The organism is Microcoleus sp. M2_D5 (assembly GCF_036701935.1).
Taxonomy (GTDB): Bacteria; Cyanobacteriota; Cyanobacteriia; order Cyanobacteriales; family Microcoleaceae; genus Microcoleus.
In genome coordinates, this window is sequence record NZ_JAUBRP010000052.1 from 16,628 (window position 1) to 39,483 (window position 22,856).

General features: G+C 45.3%; 26 protein-coding genes. 11 read left to right on the plus strand and 15 right to left on the minus strand.

Annotated elements, in window-relative coordinates; translation table 11 throughout:
• Window positions 1-102: 102 nt before the first annotated feature.
• Together QUA50_RS20255 and QUA50_RS20260 are read left to right on the plus strand one after the other, a co-directional pair.
• Window positions 103-468 carry a hypothetical protein gene (locus tag QUA50_RS20255; RefSeq protein WP_333266281.1) on the plus strand — a complete coding sequence of 122 codons (366 nt, stop codon included), beginning with the start codon at window positions 103-105 and terminating at the stop codon, window positions 466-468.
• Between the two features lie 143 nt (window positions 469-611).
• The gene (locus QUA50_RS20260; protein ID WP_333266283.1) at window positions 612-1,586 is read left to right on the plus strand and encodes an Rpn family recombination-promoting nuclease/putative transposase; all 975 of its coding nucleotides are present in this window, start codon (window positions 612-614) and stop codon (window positions 1,584-1,586) included.
• A 128-nt stretch (window positions 1,587-1,714) separates the two neighbouring features.
• On the opposite strand, the gene QUA50_RS20265 is transcribed toward QUA50_RS20260, so the two are convergent.
• From QUA50_RS20265 to QUA50_RS20300, 8 genes are all read right to left on the minus strand, one after another.
• Complete coding sequence (locus QUA50_RS20265) at window positions 1,715-2,266, minus strand: Uma2 family endonuclease (protein ID WP_333266285.1); 552 nt, start codon at window positions 2,264-2,266, stop codon at window positions 1,715-1,717.
• 248 nt (window positions 2,267-2,514) lie between these two features.
• The gene (locus QUA50_RS20270; protein ID WP_333266287.1) at window positions 2,515-2,739 is read right to left on the minus strand and encodes a hypothetical protein; all 225 of its coding nucleotides are present in this window, start codon (window positions 2,737-2,739) and stop codon (window positions 2,515-2,517) included.
• Window positions 2,726-3,022, minus strand: a complete 297-nt coding sequence (locus tag QUA50_RS20275) for a hypothetical protein (protein ID WP_333266289.1) — start codon at window positions 3,020-3,022, stop codon at window positions 2,726-2,728. Before QUA50_RS20275 ends, QUA50_RS20270 begins: the two co-directional genes overlap by 14 nt.
• Before the next feature lie 17 nt (window positions 3,023-3,039).
• Window positions 3,040-3,282 carry a YgiT-type zinc finger protein gene (locus QUA50_RS20280; protein WP_333266291.1) on the minus strand — a complete coding sequence of 81 codons (243 nt, stop codon included), beginning with the start codon at window positions 3,280-3,282 and terminating at the stop codon, window positions 3,040-3,042.
• A gap of 12 nt (window positions 3,283-3,294) precedes the next feature.
• The gene (locus tag QUA50_RS20285) at window positions 3,295-3,519 is read right to left on the minus strand and encodes a hypothetical protein (RefSeq protein ID WP_293157603.1); all 225 of its coding nucleotides are present in this window, start codon (window positions 3,517-3,519) and stop codon (window positions 3,295-3,297) included.
• 8 nt (window positions 3,520-3,527) lie between these two features.
• Complete coding sequence (locus QUA50_RS20290; RefSeq protein WP_333266294.1) at window positions 3,528-3,758, minus strand: hypothetical protein; 231 nt, start codon at window positions 3,756-3,758, stop codon at window positions 3,528-3,530.
• 54 nt (window positions 3,759-3,812) lie between these two features.
• Window positions 3,813-5,327, minus strand: coding sequence for a GUN4 domain-containing protein (locus tag QUA50_RS20295; protein WP_333266296.1), 1,515 nt, complete (start codon window positions 5,325-5,327; stop codon window positions 3,813-3,815).
• 6 nt (window positions 5,328-5,333) lie between these two features.
• Window positions 5,334-5,744: a Pepco domain-containing protein gene (locus QUA50_RS20300; RefSeq protein ID WP_333266298.1), complete on the minus strand. Its 411-nt coding sequence runs from the start codon at window positions 5,742-5,744 to the stop codon at window positions 5,334-5,336.
• A 338-nt stretch (window positions 5,745-6,082) separates the two neighbouring features.
• Here QUA50_RS20300 and ispG point away from each other — a divergent pair, with 338 nt between their 5' ends.
• Window positions 6,083-7,303 carry a (E)-4-hydroxy-3-methylbut-2-enyl-diphosphate synthase gene (ispG, locus tag QUA50_RS20305; protein ID WP_333266300.1) on the plus strand — a complete coding sequence of 407 codons (1,221 nt, stop codon included), beginning with the start codon at window positions 6,083-6,085 and terminating at the stop codon, window positions 7,301-7,303.
• Between the two features lie 315 nt (window positions 7,304-7,618).
• Complete coding sequence (gene ctpC, locus QUA50_RS20310; protein ID WP_333266302.1) at window positions 7,619-8,974, plus strand: carboxyl-terminal processing protease CtpC; 1,356 nt, start codon at window positions 7,619-7,621, stop codon at window positions 8,972-8,974.
• Window positions 8,975-9,087: 113 nt separating this feature from the next.
• On the opposite strand, the gene QUA50_RS20315 is transcribed toward ctpC, so the two are convergent.
• A complete protein-coding gene (locus QUA50_RS20315; protein WP_333266304.1) occupies window positions 9,088-9,279 on the minus strand; it encodes a DDE transposase family protein in 192 nt (63 codons plus the stop codon).
• Window positions 9,280-9,580: 301 nt separating this feature from the next.
• On the opposite strand from QUA50_RS20315, the gene QUA50_RS20320 reads away from it, so the two are divergent.
• Window positions 9,581-12,361 (plus strand): heavy metal translocating P-type ATPase, encoded by a 2,781-nt coding sequence (locus tag QUA50_RS20320; RefSeq protein ID WP_333392319.1) that lies wholly within the window; start codon window positions 9,581-9,583, stop codon window positions 12,359-12,361.
• Between the two features lie 197 nt (window positions 12,362-12,558).
• Here the strand turns inward: QUA50_RS20320 and QUA50_RS20325 are convergent, their stop codons facing one another.
• Window positions 12,559-12,906 (minus strand): hypothetical protein, encoded by a 348-nt coding sequence (locus QUA50_RS20325; RefSeq protein WP_190659999.1) that lies wholly within the window; start codon window positions 12,904-12,906, stop codon window positions 12,559-12,561.
• A gap of 105 nt (window positions 12,907-13,011) precedes the next feature.
• On the opposite strand from QUA50_RS20325, the gene tmk reads away from it, so the two are divergent.
• The 4 genes from tmk (at window position 13,012) to QUA50_RS20345 (ending at window position 16,950) form a co-directional block, all read left to right on the plus strand.
• A complete protein-coding gene (tmk, locus tag QUA50_RS20330; RefSeq protein WP_333266310.1) occupies window positions 13,012-13,680 on the plus strand; it encodes a dTMP kinase in 669 nt (222 codons plus the stop codon).
• Between the two features lie 373 nt (window positions 13,681-14,053).
• Complete coding sequence (locus tag QUA50_RS20335) at window positions 14,054-15,016, plus strand: DNA polymerase III subunit delta' (protein ID WP_333266312.1); 963 nt, start codon at window positions 14,054-14,056, stop codon at window positions 15,014-15,016.
• A gap of 27 nt (window positions 15,017-15,043) precedes the next feature.
• Entirely contained in the window at window positions 15,044-15,529 is a 486-nt protein-coding gene (gene msrA / locus QUA50_RS20340; protein ID WP_445243181.1) for a peptide-methionine (S)-S-oxide reductase MsrA, read from the plus strand.
• 584 nt (window positions 15,530-16,113) lie between these two features.
• Complete coding sequence (locus tag QUA50_RS20345) at window positions 16,114-16,950, plus strand: metallophosphoesterase (RefSeq protein WP_333266314.1); 837 nt, start codon at window positions 16,114-16,116, stop codon at window positions 16,948-16,950.
• A 243-nt stretch (window positions 16,951-17,193) separates the two neighbouring features.
• Here QUA50_RS20345 and rppA read toward each other — a convergent pair whose 3' ends face one another.
• From rppA to QUA50_RS20360, 3 genes are all read right to left on the minus strand, one after another.
• A complete protein-coding gene (rppA, locus tag QUA50_RS20350) occupies window positions 17,194-17,880 on the minus strand; it encodes a two-component system response regulator RppA (RefSeq protein WP_333266316.1) in 687 nt (228 codons plus the stop codon).
• A 52-nt stretch (window positions 17,881-17,932) separates the two neighbouring features.
• On the minus strand, window positions 17,933-18,619 hold the full coding sequence (locus QUA50_RS20355) for a glutathione S-transferase family protein (protein ID WP_333299488.1): 687 nt from the start codon (window positions 18,617-18,619) through the stop codon (window positions 17,933-17,935).
• Between the two features lie 96 nt (window positions 18,620-18,715).
• Window positions 18,716-18,982, minus strand: a complete 267-nt coding sequence (locus tag QUA50_RS20360; protein WP_333266319.1) for a hypothetical protein — start codon at window positions 18,980-18,982, stop codon at window positions 18,716-18,718.
• 198 nt (window positions 18,983-19,180) lie between these two features.
• On the opposite strand from QUA50_RS20360, the gene hisG reads away from it, so the two are divergent.
• Window positions 19,181-19,825, plus strand: coding sequence for an ATP phosphoribosyltransferase (hisG, locus tag QUA50_RS20365; protein WP_333266321.1), 645 nt, complete (start codon window positions 19,181-19,183; stop codon window positions 19,823-19,825).
• A gap of 356 nt (window positions 19,826-20,181) precedes the next feature.
• Here the strand turns inward: hisG and QUA50_RS20370 are convergent, their stop codons facing one another.
• A complete protein-coding gene (locus QUA50_RS20370) occupies window positions 20,182-21,648 on the minus strand; it encodes a response regulator (RefSeq protein ID WP_333053119.1) in 1,467 nt (488 codons plus the stop codon).
• A gap of 596 nt (window positions 21,649-22,244) precedes the next feature.
• Complete coding sequence (locus QUA50_RS20375) at window positions 22,245-22,445, minus strand: hypothetical protein (RefSeq protein WP_333266323.1); 201 nt, start codon at window positions 22,443-22,445, stop codon at window positions 22,245-22,247.
• A 178-nt stretch (window positions 22,446-22,623) separates the two neighbouring features.
• Between QUA50_RS20375 and QUA50_RS20380 the strand changes: the two genes are divergently transcribed.
• Window positions 22,624-22,854: a helix-turn-helix transcriptional regulator gene (locus tag QUA50_RS20380; RefSeq protein ID WP_333266326.1), complete on the plus strand. Its 231-nt coding sequence runs from the start codon at window positions 22,624-22,626 to the stop codon at window positions 22,852-22,854.
• Window positions 22,855-22,856: the final 2 nt, after the last annotated feature.

Here is a 22,856-nt window from a genome sequence, read left to right on the forward strand (position 1 = left end):
CAACAGCCAGCAGTTACCAATTTCTAAATAATTTGCTATAATAGTAACAGCAGCAAATTGGTACTGCCAACCCCGCACACAAGGTTATAGGAGTTAAGTCAAATGGCAAACAAACTCCAAGTTAAAACAGAGTCGATCGGCTACAGCGACTTTTACTGGAACCGCTTTAGTCCGAGAGTTGCGACTATCAGCAGCGTCCGCAACGCCAATCACTGGGACGGCGGATTTATCACCTATATTGCATTTCCCACAAAAGTAGAAGCCACAGCAGCAATGAAACATTTGCTCTTGCATCAAAAAGCTGCTGATGTCGATATGCGGAAAGCCAAGCGAATGAAAGCAAAAGGCATTCGGTGGGAACTCAAAATTCGGGGTTTAGCTTTCAATGAAGTGCTGAAGCTAGCAACAATGGATATAACTGGAAAGCTAGTTATGTCACCTGCAACTACTACTGAAGCCACAGGCTGATAAAAGCATTCAGATAACAGGTTGGGTTGAGACAACAAAACCCAACCCTTCCAATATTAGCCAATATCCATCTTCCTCTCTTTTCTCCTCCTCTGTGTCCTCAGCGCCCTCTGCGGTTAATAAAAAAAACTCCTATAAAATATATGCGTTTCATTAGCCCCAAAACAGACTTTGCATTCAAAAAAATATTCGCTTCTTCCGAACATCCAGAAATTCTCATCAGCTTCCTAAATGCAATGCTGTATAACGGAGAACCAACCATCCAAGAAATAGAAATCATTGACCCTTATTCAGCCGGAAGCGTTACAGGATTGAAAGACTCTTACCTGGATGTCAAAGCAAAGATTACCGGCAACAAAACCGTGATTGTGGAAATGCAGGTACTCAACGTCGCTGCCTTTGAAAAACGGGTAGTGTACAATGCAGCCAAAACCTATTCTACTCAACTCAAAGCCGGAGAAGGTTATTTAAAGTTAAATCCGGTCATTGCTTTAACCATCACCGACTTTATCTTATTTGAAAACACCGAAAAACTAATTTCTAATTTTGAGTTCACAGAAACCGAAGAGAAATTCGTCTATCCCAACTGCGAGTTAAAGTTAGTGTTTGTCGAGTTGCCGAAATTCAAAAAAGAATTGAATGAACTAGAAAATCTGCCGGAAAAATGGATTTACTTTATGAAAAACGCGCCCTCTTTAGAAGCAGTACCAGATAAATTGGGGTCTGTTGAAGAGATTAATACCGCGCTGGAAATTGCCAACAGAGCAAATTTGACACTAGACGAATTGAATGATGTAGACAAGCGAGAAATGTTTATCCAAGACCAAATTGGGTCTGTGATGAAAGGGATAGAAATTGGTCTACAACAGGGGCTCGAACAGGGAATACAACAAGGAATCGAACAGGGAATTGAACAGGGAATCGAAAGGGGTAAAATTGAAGGGGAAATAGGATTAATTATGCGTCTACTGTTACGGCGGGTGGGTGAGGTAACACAGGAAGTTCAAACTCGCATCCAGGGGTTATCTGGGGAACAGTTAGATGATTTGGGAGAAGCTTTGTTGGATTTTAGGAGTCAAGAGGATTTGATTGGGTGGTTGGATTCGGCGGCGGGATGAATTCTCGTAGGGGCGAGTTTTACAAACAATCTGTGCCTTTGACCCATAATCTCATAAACCCGCTCCCACCCAACGGCAAATCTCGCTCTACCTCTATCAAACCTGCTTTAAATCACAGGAGAATTGCCTTAATTGCTGATGATCGCACTTACGGATATAATTACATCGGGAAACGCGATCGGGTTAACTGTTCCACCTGTTAGCGTAAATTTGGAAGCGTAATCTCCGTCTTGGGGGTCTCGAAATACGACCAACTGTCTGTTTTTGAGGTTAACTACCCAGTATTCGGGGATTCCGACTTCAGCATAGATTTTCGTTTTCGTCTCCAAGTCTTTGATGAGAGTGGAATCAGAGTATTCAATCAGCCAAAAAATATTTTCTGGATAGGGGTGATGTTCGAGGTATGTGCGGCCCAAGGGCTGTACGATCGCAATATCTGGTTCTGGTTCCGAGTTGTTGGGAAGGGTAATTGGTTTTGCCGGTCGGATTGTAGCGCGATCGCCTAACAGCCGGATCAGATATGCTCCTGCTTCGCTGCTAAAATAGGCGTGGGCTTCTCCTTCCGGCGACATTTCTACAATTTCTCCTTTTAGCAACTCTACGCGCCGATGTTCCAAGATGCCTGCAGATATCATTTGGTGGTATTGGGCGATCGTCCATTTGGCTGCAATTACGCTCATGGCGATGTTTTTTGATTGCTTTTTAATTTTTTATTGTAGCTGATTTTTGATTTTAGGCGATCGGCGATTGAAATTGTTTCTTGTCAAACGAAGTCCTAGCAGAGGGGGACTGAAGAATCAACCCGATATTAAAGCAGGATTTGCTGTGATATCGAATGTCGCTTAAATGCCTCCTCGATTTAGCTTGTCTGCGGAGGCAAACTTTGTTTGTGCGTGATCGACGATCGATTTCAACCGCCGGGTGCAATCTATGCAAATACGGCTGCTACGGCTTTCGGCAATGCGATCGGCACAAAATACGCTACTGGATACAAATAATCTTCGCCTGATTCATCAATAACTCGGATAAATTGATGTTCCGCAGCGCGATTATCTGGTATTATTTGGTAGATTTTTCGTACTTCTAAAGATGCTTGATAGTCTTGATTGTTAATGCAAACTACAAATTGTGTTTCTAAGTTAAACTTCAACATATTTGCATAAAGTAGTCAGTTCAGAAGCAGTTAACTCTGTCAACAAAATCGTCCCCTCAGTTGTCAATTCCCATCTGTCGCGAGGCGAATTAGTTTCTAAATATCGTTTAACCAAGCCATCAGCAGCGAGTTTTTTTAAGACAACCATCATGTCAGGTTCTCGCGGTACATCTCGACGGGAAAGTGCATTCGCAAGTTCGTACCAACTCCACTTTCCTTGACCTTTAGCTACTAATTCCAGCAGCACTAATTCAAGCTGGGTTAATTGAGTTAGGTTTTTCATTGGTTTTATCGTATAACTTATCCAACTCGAAAAGATTGCCCCATCGCTTGAAATTCTTGAGTCTCTTCTCGCTGCAATTGCTGTCTAATTTTGGCAAACTTCCTAACTGTTTCCACAGAGTACAACCGTTCTCCACAGCTTAGGCAAACTTCAGCGGATACTTTTAAGATAGCAGTATGCTTGCCGCCCCGTAAAAGTTTATCGACTTCTTTGATAACTATTTCACCGCCGCAAATTGGGCATTTTTCTACAGAGTTCATTCGGAATTTATCCTATGCAAATACTGCTTCTACGGCTTTCGGCAATGCGATCGGCACGAAATACGCGACTGGATACAAATAATCTTCGCCTGATTCATCAATAACTCGGATAAATTGATGTTCCGCAGCGCGATTATCGGGTATGATTCGATAGATTTTTCGCACTTCCAAGGATGCTTGATAGTCTTGATTGTTAATGCAAACTACAAATTGTGTTTCTAAGTTATGGGGATTCATGACTCCTCCTATAAAATGTATTTGATTTTGATTTCTTTTTTTCCAATGCCGTGTGCTTCGTACCAATGTAGCTCAGCTTCGCAGGCTGTACCATCAGTAAGGATAATTGTTGCAATTCCTTTGAGTTTTCTCCAACGTCCATTACCATAATTTTTCTGCAAACGTTCCACTTCCCGAATTGAGTTGCCAACTGCTATTGTTTCAATATTAGTAATGTTTCCGATAATTTGAAAGTTCATTCGATATCAAATATTAAACTTTACTAACTGTTTTCGACGCTAGAGAAGAGACACTCACTCCAACCAACAAAACCACCAACACAACTCACTACACCAGAAAAACCGCCAATACTCTATACTACTAAATATATTTCCGCCCAGAACAGACACAGGAAGATGTCCTGGCGCTGTATTCTTCTCTGAGAAAGTGAGGTCGTCGTAGTACAGCCATTTGCCGTTTTTTCGCCAGCCCACCGTATCGCCAAACGTCTCCCATATTGCCTCATCATGTTGAGTGGTTCCCCCTAGACTTTGATAAATGCGTTTCTGCACGCTAAAGCCGAAGTTACCGTTAGAATACTTTACCCAAAGTTGGTCAATGGTACTTAATTCATCGCAGGGAAATTTTTCAATACTTTTTGTGTCCAGCAATCCTTCTTCCTCCCTACCCGCCGCCTTCAAAATCAGTCTCAGCGTTTCCCTATCCGCTTCTTTCCACCTTCGGGCAGCGAGTAAATCGCGCAGATTTGTGTAGTCTAGTCCCCGCTCAGATTTGAGAGGAATATCAGCCTCAGTACGAGTAGTGTTTGCTACAGGTATAGATTTTGAAGACAATGGAGATTGCGCTCCCTTTTCAAGGCTGCCACTAACAGAATTATCTTGAGACGATACCTCATTTTCTCTCCTTAACACAACAATTCTTTTAATTCCCTTAATAGCATCTATATCGCCCGGAGATGCTGCTAATACGCGAATCCACCACTGTTCTGCCAGCTCAAAATTTTGGTTTACTTCCGCATAATAAGCATCAACTTTCATTTTAGCAACATCATATAAAGTTGCATATTGTGGGCAAATAATTAAGTGCGACTTCGCGATAGGCTCTGCAATAACGTAAGGTGTTTGTCGCACTTTTTGGCTTTTGTATTGCCGGATCAGTTCAGGAACTCGTGAGTTCAAATAATGATCCAATCGCTCAACAGTTGCACATTTACCTTGAACGCCCAACCCCTCAATCAGTGCTTTTGTGAAAATACCCTGCTGTAAATCTTCGATTTCATAGGACAATTCATTAGGACTGCAAGAAAAAAAGGTAATAACTCCCTTTTGTCGCGCAACTTCAGTGGCTTGATTGCCGATTCCTTCTCCCGATTTACTCCCTTGATCTCGACACGCATCCAGAATCAAAATAACATTATCAGCACCGCAGCGGCGCAGGCGTTCAGTCACAAAATTAATCGGAATTGCGGTATTCTCAATATCTCCCGGATCGCCATCGCACGGCATCAAATAATCAGAGCCGTTATGGGGCATTCCGTGACCGCTGAAGAAAAACCAAAAGTTATCTCCATCCCCCATAAAAGGTTTTTCAAACATCGTCCTCAAAAGTCGTTTCAGATTGATAAAAGAAGGACGAGTTGGTTTACCTTTAATATCAGGCGAGTCATCTGAGAATAAAAAAACTTTCTCAAACCCCCCCCGAACGCGAAAAAAATCACGCATTAACTCTGCATCCCGCTTGGCATATTTCAGCGGAGTTAGGAAATCATAGGCATTGATGCCAATTGATATGGCTAAATTTTTTCCCATCTCACCTTAAGACTTCCGTTTAAATCTCAACAATACAGTTCTGGTATCTGCAACTTTAGCTCCCAGGCCGACTAAACTGAAAGAACCCTCGGCGTTAATTGCAACGGATAACTCAATTTCAGATAACTCGATCGCTTTCATGTCAGCTTCCGCATCCGCACGGCTGAACATTTGATCTACCGTTTGCATGAAGTCAACCAATTCTTTTTCTAATTTCTTGATACTGACATTGTGAAGTCGCAAGCTATCAACCGCTTTTGCGGCCTGCTTTGGGGTCGTCTGATTTGGCTGCGCGTCCCAAGCATCACTCCAGTCCAAGCCTATATGTCCCCCATTCTTCGCACCCTCATCATCAGGTGCATCAGGCGACTCGTCCGAAGTATCGGCAGTCACAATCCAAATCGTTTCATCTGGCATAAGTGTTTAAGACTCCAAACTATTTAGATAATTTTGCTTGTCGGCGATCGCCCACAATAATTTTAAATTGTACCTAAAATTTCTCAACCGTTAAACAAGCCCCCGGATTCATCTGTGGAATGGGCATCTTGCCCGCCCGGAATGTTAAATTTTAAGACTAAAAAATCGATCGCGCGATCGCCCAAAACTACATAATGTGAGTTACAAGTTCGATCGTACTTCTATCCCAAATCCTAAATCCCAAAACCTCATTGTCCAAATAGACCCTTTCTATGGCAACCTGAAAAATAGGAAACAGAATTTTATAGAGCTTGGTAACAGAACACCAGCAATCACTTATGCAAACTCTACCAAATCCAACTAAAACCCCCACCACCGAACCGATTTTCGACACCACCATCAAACGCCGCAAAACTCGGCCCGTCAAAGTCGGTAGCGTGACGATCGGCGGCGGCAACCCCGTCGTCGTACAATCGATGATTAACGAAGACACCCTCGACATCGACGGTTCAGTCGCAGGAATACGGCGCTTGCACGAGATTGGCTGCGAAATCGTCCGCGTCACCGTGCCCAGCATGGCCCACGCCAAAGCATTAGCCGAAATCAAGCAAAAACTGCACGCCACCTACCAACCCGTGCCCCTCGTCGCCGATGTCCACCACAACGGCATGAAAATTGCCCTCGAAGTGGCGAAACACGTAGACAAAGTGAGAATCAATCCCGGACTGTACGTGTTCGAGAAGCCGAAAGCCGACAGAAGCGAATACACAGACGCCGAATTCGCCGAAATTGGCGAAAAAATCCGCGAAACCCTGGAACCTTTGGTGATTTCCCTGCGCGACCAAGGCAAAGCTTTGCGAATCGGCGTCAATCACGGTTCCCTCGCCGAACGGATGCTGTTTACCTACGGCGACACGCCCGAAGGCATGGTGGAATCGGCCCTGGAATTCATCAAAATTTGCGAATCCCTAGACTTCCGAAATATTGTAATTTCCCTGAAAGCCTCCCGCGCGCCCGTGATGGTGGCTGCTTACCGCTTGATGGTGCACCGGATGGACGAACTCGGCATGGATTACCCGCTGCATTTGGGCGTCACGGAAGCAGGAGACGGCGAATACGGCCGCATCAAATCCACCGCAGGCCTAGCACCTTTGTTAGCTGACGGCATCGGCGACACCATCCGCGTCTCGCTGACAGAGGCCCCAGAAAAGGAGATTCCCGTCTGCTACAGCATTCTGCAAGCCTTGGGACTGCGGAAAACGATGGTTGAGTATGTCGCTTGTCCTTCCTGCGGTCGCACTTTGTTTAATTTAGAGGAAGTGTTACACAAAGTGAGAGAGGCGACCAAGCATCTCACCGGTTTGGACATAGCAGTAATGGGCTGTATTGTCAATGGCCCGGGAGAAATGGCTGATGCTGATTACGGCTACGTCGGGAAGCAACCGGGTTATATTTCGCTGTACCGGGGCCGGGAAGAAATTAAGAAAGTGCCGGAAGACCGAGGCGTGGCAGAATTGATTGATTTGATTAAATCGGACGATCGCTGGGTCGATCCTTAATTGCTCTCGATCGCCCCTAATGCGTGTTTTTAAACCCGGAGATCCCCCCTAACCCCCCTTAGCAAGGGGGGGACAAGAGCGCTCAAAGTCCTTGTTAAGGGGGGACAATAACGCTCAAAGTCCCCCTTCTTAAGGGGGATTTAGGGGGATCGAGACTTTGATACAAACGAGAGAGATAGAGGGTTTCAGTCTTAAGTTGACACCGCAGAACTCGGCAAAGTGGAATAATATCTGTACGCCAAACGCGAGCCGGCCTTGCCTGTGTTAGATTGAGCGTAATTATTCTGAACTCTTTTCCTCCCGCGCGTCACACAAATGGTTATAACAAAACGAGGGCTTGTTCTAAGTGCAGCAGCGGTTGTACTCACGGCCGTAACTCTTGCGAACACTGGTTGCAGTTCTAAATCTCTGGCTTCTTTTAGGGGAAGCCCTAAAGAGTTAGTTGATGAAGTTTGGCAGATTATTGACAAAAGTTATGTAGATGGCACTTTTAACCAGGTTGACTGGAAAGCGGTGCGGAATGATTATTTGAACCGGACTTATACCAGCGACGACGAAGCTTACAAAGCAATTCGGGAAATGCTAAAGAAGCTGGATGATCCTTATACGCGGTTTATGGACCCTCAAGAGTTCAGAAATATGCAGGTTGAAACTTCTGGGGAACTGACAGGGGTTGGGATTCAGTTGACTCAAGATGAGGAAACTAAGAAGTTGGTGGTGATTTCGCCGATCGAAGATACCCCTGCTTTTAGTGCTGGTATTCTGGCAAAAGATATCATTACTAAGATTGACGGCAAGAGTACCGAAGGCATGGATACGAATCAAGCAGTAAGTTTGATTCGCGGTCAGGTGAATACTGAAGTGACGCTGACTATTTTGCGGGGAAGCAAGGAATTAGAATTTAAGCTGAAACGCGCTAAAATAGAAATTCATCCCGTGCGGAAGTCAGTGCAGAAAACTCCCATCGGAGAAGTCGGCTATATTCGCTTAAATCAGTTCAGTGCGAATGCTGCATCGGAAATGCGATCGGCAATTAAGGATTTGGAACAGAAAAAAGTGACGGGCTATATTTTAGACTTGCGTTCCAATCCCGGCGGGTTGCTGTACGGAAGTATTGAAATTGCTCGGATGTGGCTCAAAGAAGGTACGATCGTCTCGACGGTCGATCGAGTCGGTGAGGCCGATAAACAAACGGCAAATAAGGGAGCGATCACAGACAAACCGTTAGTTATACTGGTAGACGGCGGTTCAGCAAGTGCTAGCGAGATTCTATCCGGTGCTTTGCAAGACAACAAACGCGCGGTTTTGGTGGGAACAAAGACATTTGGTAAAGGTTTAGTTCAGTCAGTACGAGGCGTGGGAAATGGTGCCGGTTTGGCGGTGACAATTGCCAAGTATTTTACTCCCAACGGCACTGATATCAACAAAGCCGGGATTGAACCGGATTTTAAGGTAGAACTCACCGAGGCTCAAAAACAGGAATTGAGGCGCGATCGCGATAAAATTGCTACGACGGCAGATCCGCAATACGCGAAAGCTATGGAAGTTTTGACAAAGCAAGTTACTGGTAAAACAGGGAACAATAAGGCTGAGGCGAAACCCAATGCTGCGCCACCTAAGTCGGCTGCGGCGCAGGCAAAACCGAGTGCGGCACCGGCTAAATCCAAGTAGTTTTTAGTCACAAAAACTTCAGTAAAGAAGGACTAAAGTCCTCACTACGAACCAGGTTTGTAGTGAGGACTTTAGTCCTTCTTATCTTCAATCTAAAATCTAAAATCTAAAATCTAAAATTTGGTTGGTTGGCATTTGCCGGCGCGAATTAATCCGATGCGGCGGGCGATGGCATCTTCCGGCGAATCGTAAGGGCCCCACTTTTCAATAATACTGGGGTTTTGTTGTTCTAGTTGCGCCAACGGCAAAATTTCGCAATTACCGGCAGGACGTTTGACAATATAAAATTGTGGTGTTTCTGTCATAGCTAAATTCGTCAAATAAAAGCTGGATACTAACTAGGCAATTGGCTCATTATATCAAATATGGAAACGGCAATGCCGTGTCCCAAGCGTGTTTTAGCATTAAAGCCGCATTCCAGTAGTGGCTGAAAACCCCGCATGAATAAGGATTTAACCGCCTGGAACTAATAAGAATTAAAAAAAACTAACACTTTGGGAAGATGCCACCAAATTTATCTATGATAAAAATATAGACATTTGTCTCAACACTGCATTAAACACTTTCAGAACTACCCAAATATTCTAATCAATACCAAAAAAAACCATGCAATTTTTCCCCAAAACAATCCCTGAAATTCAACCAGAAATCCTACCAGTTAACGAATCACCGCCTGAACTTGTTACTTTCGATGTCGGCGGGATGAAATGTGCCGGCTGCGCTAAAGCGGTGGAACGCCAACTCATGCAGTATTCAGGCGTAATTTCCGCTTGCGTTAACTTGGCCGTAGAAGTCGCGACGGTTGAGTGTCAACCGGGGGCTGTCGATGCAGAAGCTTTAGCGAAAAAGTTGACTGATAATGGATTTCCCTCTCAGTTTCGTTTAGGTGAAAATCAGCGGGAAGCAGAAGCGGCAACAATTGAACGGCGACAGCAAGAAATTCGACAGCAAATCAAGCAATTGACGATCGCCCTAATCTTAATTATTCTATCCGGTTTAGGTCACGTACTCGGCACAAAAGCCCCAATTCTCACCAATATCTGGTTTCACTGGGGACTCGCCACCCTAGCTTTGCTGCTACCGGGCCGCCCGATTATCGTTGACGGGTGCCGCAGTTTGTGGCGAAATGCACCCAACATGAATACTTTGGTAGCTTTAGGCGCTGTGACAGCTTACACCGCTAGCAACGCGGCGCTGCTGTTTCCACGGATGGGATGGGAGTGCTTTTTTGACGAACCGGTGATGCTGCTGGGCTTTATTTTGTTGGGCAAAACTCTAGAACAGCAAGCCAGACGGCGCGCTGCATCAGCTTTGCAAGCTTTAATGGCATTGCAGCCGGCGAAAGCCCGCTTAGTAGATTTTAAACTTTCGAGTTTAGATTTGGACTCTCAAGAATTGCCTTTAAACTCGACATCAGAAGTCTACAATCCACAATACATTGAAATTCCAGCCGATCGCGTCCGAGTGGGAGAATGGCTGCAAGTTTTGCCGGGGGAAAAAATTCCGGTAGACGGTGAAGTCTGCCAAGGCAAAACAACCGTAGATGAGTCGATGCTGACTGGCGAATCGATGCCGGTTTTGAAGCAACCAGGAGATACTGTTGCGGCGGGAACTATCAATAAATCCGGGGCAGTTGTGATGCGCGCAACTCGCACCGGTAAGGAAACAACTGTAGCTCAAATGGTGGCTTTGGTGCAGGCAGCCCAAACTCGCAAAGCGCCGATTCAAAATTTAGCTGATACTGTGGCGGGATATTTTGTGTATGGGGTGATGGGGATATCGATTTTAACTTTCCTATTTTGGTATTTTGCCGGCACTCATATTTGGCCTTCTGTGCTTTTAGGACACGGGGCAATGGATATGGGACACGGAGTAATGAATATGGGAAATGAATTGCCTATTATCCATTATCAATCGCCTTTGCTGTTAAGTTTGAAATTGGCGATCGCAGTTTTAGTTATTGCTTGTCCTTGCGCTTTGGGATTGGCTACCCCAACTGCAATTTTAGTCGGTTCTGGCATCGGGGCGGAGCGCGGACTTTTAATTCGCGGTGGTGATGTTTTAGAACGGGTGCATCAATTAGATACGGTGGTTTTTGACAAGACTGGTACTCTGACAACCGGAAATCTCACACTCACAGATTATTTGCCGATTTTCCAGAATTCTGAGTGGGATTTGAAGTCAGATATTAATGTTGGAAACAGGCAAGATGCCTGTTCCACAATTGATGGGGTTTCTGGGAACAGGCAAGATGCCTGTTCCACAATTGATGGGGTTTCTGGCAACAGGCAAGATGCCTGTTCCACAATTGATGGGGTTTCTGGTAACAGGCAAGATGCCTGTTCCACAATTGATGGGGTTTCTGGGAACAGGCAAGATGTTTGTTCCACAATTGATGGGGTTTCTGGGAACAGGCAAGATGCCTGTTCCACAATTGATGGGGTTTCTGGTAACAGGCAAGATGCCTGTTCCACAATTGATGGGGTTTCTGGTAACAGGCAAGATGCCTGTTCCACAATTGACTCAAAACTGCTGCAAATTGCGGCGGCGGTGGAAAGGGGCGCTTGTCATCCCATCGCCGCAGCGATTTTGCTGGAAGCTCAACAGCAAGGTTTGCCGCTGCTAGCTGCTGAGGATTTCTGCACGGAACCGGGCTTCGGGGTTTCTGCTTTGGTGGAGGGCCGGCGGGTGTTCGCGGGGAATGTCGAGTGGATGAAGGAGCAGGGGGTCGCTGTGGCGGCGCAATTGTCGGGGTCTTTGCAAGGCAAAACGGCGGTTTACGTGGCTTCTGGGGGCGTTTTGCTGGGGGTAATCGGGCTAAAAGATAGTCTGAGGCCGGATGCTAAGGCGACGGTGGAACGTTTGCGGGGCATGGGATTGCGGGTGATGATGCTGACGGGGGATACGCCGTCGGCGGCGGCGGTGACGGCGCAGCAGCTAGGTTTGCCGGCGGCTGATGTTTTGGCCGGGGTGCGGCCGGAGGGGAAGGCTCGGGCGATCGCACTTTTGCAAGCCCGAGGCTGTAAAGTGGCTGTGGTGGGGGATGGTATCAATGATGCGCCGGCTTTGGCTCAAGCTGATGTCGGTATCGGTTTGCACTGCGGCACTGATGTGGCAGTTGAAACTGCTCAAATTGTGCTGATGCGAAATGCTTTGATGGATGTTGTTGAGTCGATAGAGCTGGGGCGCGCTACTTTCAACAAGATTCGCCAAAATTTATTTTGGGCTTTTGGTTACAATACTCTGGGAATTCCGGTAGCCGCGGGTATCTTGCTGCCTGCAACCGGAATTCTACTCAGTCCTGCGGCGGCTGGAGCATTTATGGCGTTTAGTTCTGTTAGCGTGGTGACAAATTCTTTGTTTTTGCGCCGGGGATTTCGAGCTTAAGTTTAGGGATTGCATATAAAAGTCGGAGGCCATCAGTCATTAGCTAGAAACTAATGACTGATGACCTCATCCCAAGAGGGTGACAAACCCCTCACACCAGGAGTCGAAAGCCAAGAAGTTTCGACGTTAGTTGGAAGCCCCTGATTCATCTGTAGAGTCAATCGAAAATCTCACACCTCAAATTGACTGACTGATGGCTAGAGTGCCATACTTTCCAAAAGTCGCCAGTTATTGTTGTTCATAATTGAACGACTCACTAGCTCGAACATTTGACGGCAGTGGTTGTTGGTTTGCAGGGGCAGTTCTTCGTTTTTAATCACGAAGTTCATGCGAACCTCTGAGTCGCTGGCCGTGTTTTTCTCAATTAGGACTTCTGCGGTGACAAGTTTGGCAATGGAAACTTGACCGGGAAGCTCGCGAGCCATGACGGAATCTCCTGTATTGTAGATAATATCAAGATTGCATGACTCTAAAATTTCAATCAGGGATTGACGGAGACGGTCGATCGGAACGGCAACGATAAAAAAACCAGTATAGCGAGCCATAGACAACTCCAGCCGTGAGGCATTTAGACTTTATTATCATACCGAACCTAGAACAGATGCACAGAACAATATGGATTTATTTTATTCAGGTGGAAAGTTAGGGCAATGAAAGGCAAACTTATCGTGTTTGAGGGGGTTGAAGGTGCGGGTAAAACTACGCAAATGCAGCGGTTGATACAGTTTCTGCAAGCAAGTTGCTTTCTGAGAGTCCCGTTGGTGGCTACTCGCGAACCGGGGGGTACTGAGCTGGGAAGGGGACTGCGACATTTGCTGCTGAAACAAGATGGGGGCGAATCTGTATCCGATCGAGCAGAATTGCTCATGTACGCGGCCGATCGCGCTCAACACGTTGAAACTTTTCTCAAACCCGAGTTATCTAAGGGAACTATTGTTTTATGCGATCGTTTTACTGATTCTACGATCGCTTATCAGGGCTACGGCCGCGGTCTTAATTTAAATTTAATTAAGCAGTTGAATGAGATTGCCACCTGCGGCTTGGAAAGCGATCTGACTTTGTGGCTGGATATTGATGTGGAGGAGGGTTTGGCGAGGGTAAGGGCTCGCGGAGGGTGCGATCGGATCGAGCAAGCTGATTTGAAGTTTCACCGCCTTGTACAGCAAGGTTTTGCGGAGTTAGCGGAGGCAAATAAATCTCGAATTGTTCGCATAAATGCCGATCGGCCTGAATATGAAGTCGCTCAGGAAATTCAAGCTATTGTAACTCGTCGTTTAGAAGGTTGGGGATATTTAAATAATACCAATTCTGAAAAGTAAGCTTACATAGATAGCCAGAAACCGGGTTTTTTACGAAATATTTGCTAAAAATCCTCAAGGTAGAGGAAAAACCCGGTTTCTTCGTTGTAACTGACATCTTGCAGCAATGTCAATTGGGGCTTTTGGGTGGGGTGGGGGCGGGTTTTTTAACCTGTCTGCTACTTTCCGAGGCTCAAGAGTGAACCCGCCCCTACAGCTTGTTGAGAATGGTGCAAGATTTCAGTTGTAACTAACTAACCATAGGGTAGCGGGGCAAAATTATTGAAGAGGTAGTCATTACATTCAGCGCCCCTGACGCACCCTACCATAACTTCCTTCTGTCAACTTCCTTCTGTCAACTTCCTTCTGTCAACTGTCAACTGTCAACTGTCACATGAATTATTTTACATCATTAATCGGACAAGAGCGAGCAGTAGAATTGCTAACTCAAGCAGTCGAGCGAAACCGAATTGCTCCTGGTTATTTATTTGTCGGTTCTAACGGCATCGGCAAAAGTTTAGCTGCTCAGTGTTTCATCGAGCTTTTATTCTCAGCCAATATTCCCGAAACCAGACTAATAGCCTCCGTGCAAAATCGCGTGCGACAGCGAAATCATCCAGACTTACTTTGGGTGGAACCAACTTATATGAACCAAGGCAAACGGCTTACGCCAAAGGAAGCAGAGGAAGCCGGTTTAAAGCGGAAAGCACCACCACAAATTCGCTTAGAACAAGTTAGAGAAATCGGTGAATTTCTCAGCAGACAGCCGCTAGAAGCTGCGCGTTCAGTTGTAGTTTTGGAACAAGCAGAAACAATGGGTGAGGGAGCAGCTAACGGCTTGTTGAAGACATTGGAAGAACCGGGAAAATCAGCTCTAATCTTAATTGCTCCGACTGTGGAAGCTTTGCTGCCCACTTTAATTTCGCGTTGTCAAAAAATTTCGTTTTCTCGACTGAATCCCGAAGCAATGGCACAAGTTTTGCAGCAAGCCGGATTCGCGCAGATTTTGGATCGTTCCGAGGTACTGGGGATGGCTCAGGGCAGTCCTGGGGAGGCAATTGCTATTTGGCAGCAACTGCAATCAATACCCGATGATTTGCTGCAAAAGGTGACGCAGTTGCCTCAAAATCTGCGGTCTGCTTTGGAATTGGCAAAGGAAATTGATAAAACTTTAGATACTGAATCTCAGTTGTGGTTGATCGATTATTTACAACACTGTTACTGGCAGCAATTTTTGGCAGGGGGAATTAGTCGATCGCCCTTAGAACCCTTGGAAAAAGCGCGGCAATATTTGCTAAACTACGTACAGCCGCGATTAGTTTGGGAATGCACACTTATGGGAATATGTCAACCATAATTTATTGGCAAGTTTGAACCCAATACGATGAGTAACACGATGGAAAAAGCCACATTTGCCGCCGGTTGTTTTTGGGGAGTTGAACACAAGTTTCGCGCCGTTGCGGGTGTCGTCTCGACGGCTGCGGGCTATACAGGAGGTCACTGGTCGAATCCTTGCTACCTGGATGTTTGCGCCAGAGTGACCGGTCACGCTGAAGCTGTGCTGGTAGAGTACGATCGATCGCAGGTGAGTTACGAAACACTGCTAGATGTATTCTGGAACTGTCACGATCCTACCCAAATCAATCGTCAAGGCCCCGACAGAGGCGAACAGTACAGGTCGGTGATTTTTTATCACAATTGGGAACAAGAAAAAGCCGCGCGCCTCTCCAAACAAAAATTGCAAATTTCCGGTAAATACGACAAAGATATTGCCACCGAAATCAAACCTGCTGCTGAATTTTATATGGCAGAGGATTACCACCAGCAATATATTGAGAAGAAGCGGCATTCGTCAAAAGTGATTAGTTAAAAAGTAGGCAGACTCGACAAAAAATAAAAAATATTAGGGGCGGGTAAGGCAATGATCTATACTAGCCGCCAGTTTATTATTAATGCAAAACTCTGCCTCCCCTACGCCATGTTTATTTCCATTTACTTAGGAATGAGAATTAAATAACTTCTACTCTTGAAAGTGGGATGGGCGTCCCGCACATCCTTTTTGGACGGGCTTTCAGGCCCATCCCACAATAACAATTAAAATTATAAGTTATTTAATTCGGGATCCTTAGTAATAAATCATTAGTGATGAGATAGTGTTTGGTAGGGGCAATCCCCGCGTGGTAAGCCGATGCGATGGGGATTTCGCTTGTCATTTTTTGATAAAAATGCTGTAGTAGTTGGGGGCGTAAAACCCAAACAATTTTGCAATAAAGCCTAACTGAAGATTGGATATTTCTGTTTCCATTCTCTTGAGTAAATCCGACTTTTTGCGTCCCGGACTGTAGTAATTAGTCAGAGAACAGAAGGAAAAGGGAAGAATATCTAGTTTTGCAGTCTTGCTTATTTATTTGCTAAGCTATAGGTGGCGCTCTGTCATCAATAAACTTTAGATTTATGCACAGGTTATTAACTGGGAAACTGCGAGTAGAGCATTTAACAATACCGATAGCCAATCTTCCAGTAAATCTATCTGGTACTAAAATTGTACAGCTTACTGACTTTCACTATGACGGGGTGCGACTGTCGGAATGGTTGCTAGAAAAGGCGATTGCTGCGGCAAATGAAGCTGAACCAGACATGATTTTTTTAACCGGTGACTTTATTAGCTACGATCCCGCACCTATTTACGACTTAGTGCAGCGATTGAAAAACTTGCAAAGTCGGGTGGGAATTTACGCGGTTTTGGGCAATCACGACCACTATTGGCCGGGGGCAAAAACAGAGGTTGCTAATGCTTTAAATAGCGTCGGGATTCGGGTTTTGTACAACGAAGCAATCTATCCTTTGGGGTCAGAATTGGCTTTAGTTGGGTTGGCTGATTTTTGGTCGGGGGATTTTGCGCCTAAACCTGTCATGGCATCCATAAATCCCGCGATTTCTCGGATTGTCTTGTCTCACAATCCTGATACTGCTGAAAATCTGCAAAATTGGCGGATTGATTTGCAGTTTTCTGGGCACACTCACGGCGGTCAAATCGTTATTCCCGGTATCGGCCCTTTGTACGCTTGGGTCAGAAAAATTGGGTATTTGATTCCTAAACGAATCCGAAAGTTCATTCCTTTTGTGTCGGCTTGCGATCGAGTAGTTACTCACTGGGAATGGGCTAGCGGTTTGCATCAGGTTGGGAGTAATTTGCTGTACGTGAATCGGGGTTTGGGAACATATTCGCCGGGAAGGCTATTTTGTCCCCCGGAGGTGACAGTAATTACTTTAGTTTGTCAAGATATGTAAGGGCGGTTTAGGGTGCACACTTTCCCGATAATAGATAATATAGCAGAAGGAAGTTCGGCAACGAGCAATGTACGGGATGTAACGGATGGAAGAAGGGGCGTTGCTTAATCAGGGTATAAAAATGGACAACTTCAAAATTCAAAAGATTGACTGACTCGCTTGTTTCATTATTTGGCAGATTAAGTCGTTCATACTGTAAATTAGCAACGTCGAAGAAGGAATTTTGTACAATTTCTATTATTTTTAATTTGCTTCTCCAAAGCGATAGCCTCTGCCGTAGACTGTGTGAATTAGTACAGATTCGCCGGGGGCTTCTATTTTGCGCCGCAGCAGGCGAATTTGAGCGGCTAATACATTGCTGCTGGGTTTTTCTGCTTCACTCCACAAAAATTGGTGGATTTGTTCGTGTGTTAGCAATTGACCGGGATGGCGCATTAAGTATTCTAATAACTGACATTCTTTTTCTGATAAGTCAATTGTACGATCGCCCCGATAAGCTAATTGATTGTCGTAGTCTAGCTGTAAATCTGCAACTTGCAGCCGCCCGACAGCAACCTCCGCATCAAAAGTAGGAGGCCGCCGCAGCAAGGCGCGGACTCTGGCTAGCAGTTCTCGCAGTTCAAAAGGTTTGACTAAATAGTCGTCTGCACCGGCGTCGAGTCCTTGTACGCGATCGTCTACGGTATCTTTGGCGGTGAGAAATAGCACTGGCGTGTTCCGTCCTTGCGATCGCAATTTCTGGCAAATTGCCAGTCCAGTTTGTCTCGGTAGCATCCAATCCAAAATTAGCAAATCGTAATTGCCCTGCATGGCTAAATTGCTGCCAGTTTCTCCGTCAAATGCCACATCAACTGTATAACCTTCGCGGCTTAAAACTCGACTTAAAGGGTCAGTTAACTCAACTTCATCATCAACTAAAAGAATCCGCATCCTGATTTCAAATTTCAAATTTGAGATTTGAGTTTAAGTAAACTGATTTTTCCTAGATTTTCATGTGTGGAATACTTTCCGTTTCGCTGTAAGCTGCTGCTACCCATTCTTGGATGGCAGGCAAGGCAAAAATCGCATCCGCATAAGCTTTTGCTACTGAATCTAATTTGACTCCGTAGGTGACAAAACGCATGACGACGGGGGCAAACATAGCGTCAACAACTGTGAATTTGCCGAACAGCATATTGCCGCCTGTTCCGAATTTTTGACGGCATTCGCGCCAAATGGCAAAGATGCGATCGATCTCTGCTTCTACACCGGCAGTCATCCCTTCTCCCGGATAGCGGTTGCGGCAGTCCATCGGCATATTGTCGCGCAAATTTTGGAAACCCGCGTGCATTTCGGCGCAGATGGAACGGGCGATCGCCCGTTGGGCTACATCTGTCGGCCACAAATCATTTGCAAAGCGTTCTGCAACGTATTCGCAAATTGCTAAAGATTCCCACACTTTCAAGTCGCCGTCGATTAAAACTGGCACTTTTCCCGATGGAGAATAGCGCCGAATTTCCTCATGGGTTGTCGGCCAGTCTAAGGGGATTCTCACCTCGGCAAATTCCAGTCCAGCTTGTTTCATCGCCAGCCAAGCGCGCAGCGACCAAGAGGAATAATTTTTGTTGCCGATTACCAGAGTCAATTTGGTCATAATGTAGCTGTCAGCTATTTCAGATCGTCCGTGCAATTTTAAGTTTTAGAGTTGAATATACAAAGCCGTGAGACACAATGGCGATCGGGCGATCGGCCCGTTTTCTGCACCAGCCTCTGCAAGCATTTTACATTAACAGCCTCCCAGCGTTCCGCGTTTTTCTGCAAACTTCGATCGGGGGGCGCGATCGAACACACTTGATTTGGCATCTAACGATCGGTCTCGGTGGATTTTGGCATCGTTAGCGGTAGGTAGGGTCACTGTATATTGCATTTCCTCTGCTTCTACACCACCGCCTGAGAGGATTTCATCTACTGTAATTTTTTTTAGGGAATCCGGGTCTACACTGTGAAATTTTCCGTCAATTTGTTGACTCTCAAACTCTTGATTGTTTTCCATACTGACCGCCATTGAAAAACGCGACTCAATCAAAACTTACTAAATATAATATATACCCAAACAAAGGAGCGAGCAATACCCGAAATTTATTTTTCGCTGTGAGCTCTATGTGTTATTCTGAGTTTGGTAAAAGCTGTTTCTGCTTAGACCGCGATCGGCCCTTTCCCAAATCGAGCAATTTACACTCTAAAAATTGACATGATTACTGTTGCACTTCCCAAAGGCGGACTTTTAGGAGATAGCATTCGGCTGTTTAAATCGGTTGGATTAGACTTCAGTGCTTTTCTCGATTCCTCTAACCGACAACTTCAAATTTATGACCCGACCGGCACTGCCAAAGCTTTGCTAGTAAGGACTCACGACGTGCCAGTTTATGTGGAATACGGTCAAGCGGATTTGGGGATTGCTGGCTATGATGTTTTGCGGGAAAAAAAACCGAAAGTTGCCAATTTAATTGATTTAAAATTTGGCAAGTGTCGGCTGTCGGTGGCGGTGAAAGAATCTAGTTCTTATCGACGAACTGTGGATTTGCCTCCTCACGGTAGAGTTGCTTCTAAGTTCGTACACTGTGCGAGGGAATATTTTCACAATTTGAATTTGCCGGTGGAAATTGTGCCGCTTTACGGTTCTGTGGAATTGGGGCCGATTACGGGTATGTCGGAGGCAATTGTGGATTTGGTTTCGACTGGCAAAACTTTGCGAGAAAATGGTTTGGTGGAAATTGATGTTTTGTTTGAAAGTTCGGCTTATTTAATCGGTCATCCTCTGAGTTACCGTTTGAATACGGGGGGGGTGAATGAGTTGATCGGAAAGTTGAGAGAGCAAGTTTTGACCGCTGTTTGATGGTCTAAAATTAGAGTAGACTTATGGCATAAATCTTTCAGTAATAGGGAAATCACAGACGCAACGCAGATACAATTCACGATAGTTAGGAATGAGAATTAAATAACTTCCACTCTTGAAAGTGGGATGGGCTCTTATAGCCCGTCCTTTTTGGATGGGCTATAAGAGCCCATCCCACAATAACAATTAAATTTGTAAGTTATTTAATTCACGATAGTTAGCGACTTTTTCCAGAGTTCTAAACTCTTGTGGGAAGTAGGGTTTTGGCTTCTCGCCCGCCCTAAAAGTTAAATCTTTATGAGCTAGTATTTGCCGTAAGAAATAGGACTGAAATCCTCAGTACGAACTGGTTCTATTTAGTTGATTTCTGAGCGCTTACTTACAGGTATAAAACCTAGTTTTTCCTGGCAGCGATTGATATAAAAACTGACGACTGTATCAGCAGGGTTTTGTTCGATTAGTTGCTGAAAATATCCCAAGGCTGCGACAAATCTTTCGGATTGCCATCCTTGAATTCCTTTGTCAAATAAACCCTGGGTAAGCTGCTTTGCCTCAGAGTCGGGACAAGAGGCTGCCCAGATTTCGTAGATTTCAATAGCTTGCTGTTTGCCGCGCGGCGTTACTCGATCGATCCAGCGATAGTAATAATTGTTGCTGGGCAAATGGCTGTCAGCAGCAGTCGCCCCAGAAGTAGAAATAATACTCTCCTGTGTTTCCATTTCTAAGTCGCACTTTAATAATAGACTTTCTTTTGAGTGGGAGTTGGAACTTATGCCATTTAGAAATTCTCTCGCATGAACAATGGCATTTTCGCTAACAATAATTTGGCAGCCGTATATTTTAGTTAAATTTTCTAACCGAGAAGCTGTATTTACCACATCGCCGATGACTGTAGAGTCCATGCGGCGATCGGAACCTAAAGTGCCGATCATGCCGATACCTGTGTTAATTCCCGTACCAATATTGACGGGAGATTCTAAATTGTATTGGTGGCGACTGGCATTAAATTCTTGCAAGGTTTCTTGCATTGCTACTGCGGCTTCGATCGCATTCATGGCGTGAGAATTGGGCTGGTCAAATACTGCCATGATTGCATCGCCTAGGTATTTGTCAATAAACCCGCCGTGAGACGTTATGCACTCGTTCATTTTAGTAAAAAAAGCGTTCAACCATTCAAAAGTCTTTCGAGCTTGTTGAGATTCGGCGATCGCAGTAAACCCGCGAATGTCGCAAAATAAAACAGTCAGCTCTTCTTCTGTGGCATTGCCCAACTGAATAGATTCTATTCCTTGCGGCGCAATTCGTTCGAGAAGTTGCTCTGGCACAAATAGCTGAAATTTTTCTGACAGATATTCGTTGGCTTCCCAAGCTGCGGCGATTTGGCGTTTGCTTTGCTCTTTTACCTGCTGGTGGAATTGGGAAGATACTGCTTGCGATCGCATTTGACTCAACTGCAAAATATTTTCCACTTTCGCCAGCAACAAGCGACTGTTAAAAGGCTTTGTCAAATAATCATCTGCCATCATTTCTAACCCTTTGATGCGAGATATATCGTCATCGAGGGCAGTTAAAAAAATCACCGGTACAGTTTGCAATTCCGTATCCTTCCGTAGGATATCGCACACATCAAAACCGTCCATCTCCGGCATCATAATATCTAGTAAAATTAAATCGGGTCGAGAGGCGCGGGCAAGCGAGAGCGCTTCATGGCCAGATAGCGCTGATACTGTAGCGTATCCTTTTAGGTGCAATAACTCTTCCAGTAAAATAAGATTAGCTGGCTCGTCATCAACCAACATGATGCAGGGCGACTTGTTTGACATGGAATATGATAGGTAAAGTTTGGCCACCGATCGGCAAGGACAAAGGATTGAGGTATTTAGCTAGGATTGACGCACGATCGCCTAGAAATCGGATTTTTGCCGAAAATACTGCATGCAGACTTTTAATCGGGGTAAACAACCCGGTTTCTTTAGTCTAATAGCGTCCAGAACTGATTGTGCTGTATTCTTTAGTCTTTCCCCTCGTGTCTCAAAAGAGATGTCCCCGATGGCTCGCCGAGATAGTTGAGTTAGGTTAATATAAGTTGATTTTACATTCAATCTAAAATTTCTCTACTATTGAGTTTAGCGTTTCGCATCATGAAATGTAATAAATTACACCTCTGTGGCAGTCAACCCAGCATTAGTGGCAGTTGGAAAAGTAGCAGGCCCAGCAGTGGCACATACAATAGTGCGATCGAAGACAGCCTCACGCAGGGCTGTTTTCTGTTTCACTAATAGTCCTGGACGCACGGGTGACCAGAAACCGGGTTTTTTTACGAAAATCCTCTGCTGCAGTCCGCAGATTAGGTAAAAAACCCGGTTTCTTTGTCGGCCCTGGCGTAAGTTCTGCCTAAAAAACCGATTCCTGCGATCCGTTATCGGCCCAGAGGTGTCAAATCAGTGCGATCGGGCAAAGCAAACACAACTTTCACTCGGATGTCGGGGACTCGCTGGCGGCACAACAGAAGATGTCCGTCAGCGTCCGATCGATTGCGGTATCGCCCGACAATCGCCCACTGCAAATTGGGAAGCAAACGGGCAACCGCCCAAGGCTTCAGGCACTCTTTATAGGTCATAATGGGTTTTGTCTCCATTGCATAAGGGAGCAATAGCCAGCGCGGACACTTGGTAGGTAGAGGCGCTGGCTTTTGATTTATTACTCATGTTATGACGCTAGCGTGTATATTTCAATATGTAACTTGCTATATGTATATGCGAGAGTTATAGTTCTGACACTGAAATACTCATAAGCTAATGAGTATGTACAGAGTAAAAATCAAAGTAAAAGAGCTTAGCGAGGAGCGGAACTGGAGCCTGAGCGAACTAAGCAGGCGTTCAGGCGTCCCATACAATACCGTTCGCCGTTATGCTATGCAGCCAATGGCAAAAATAGAAATAGACCCAGTTAGCCGTATTAAGGAAACTTTTGGTTGTTCTTGGGATGAGTTGTTGGAATTGCTTGGGGATGATTCTTTTGAGGAGTGAGT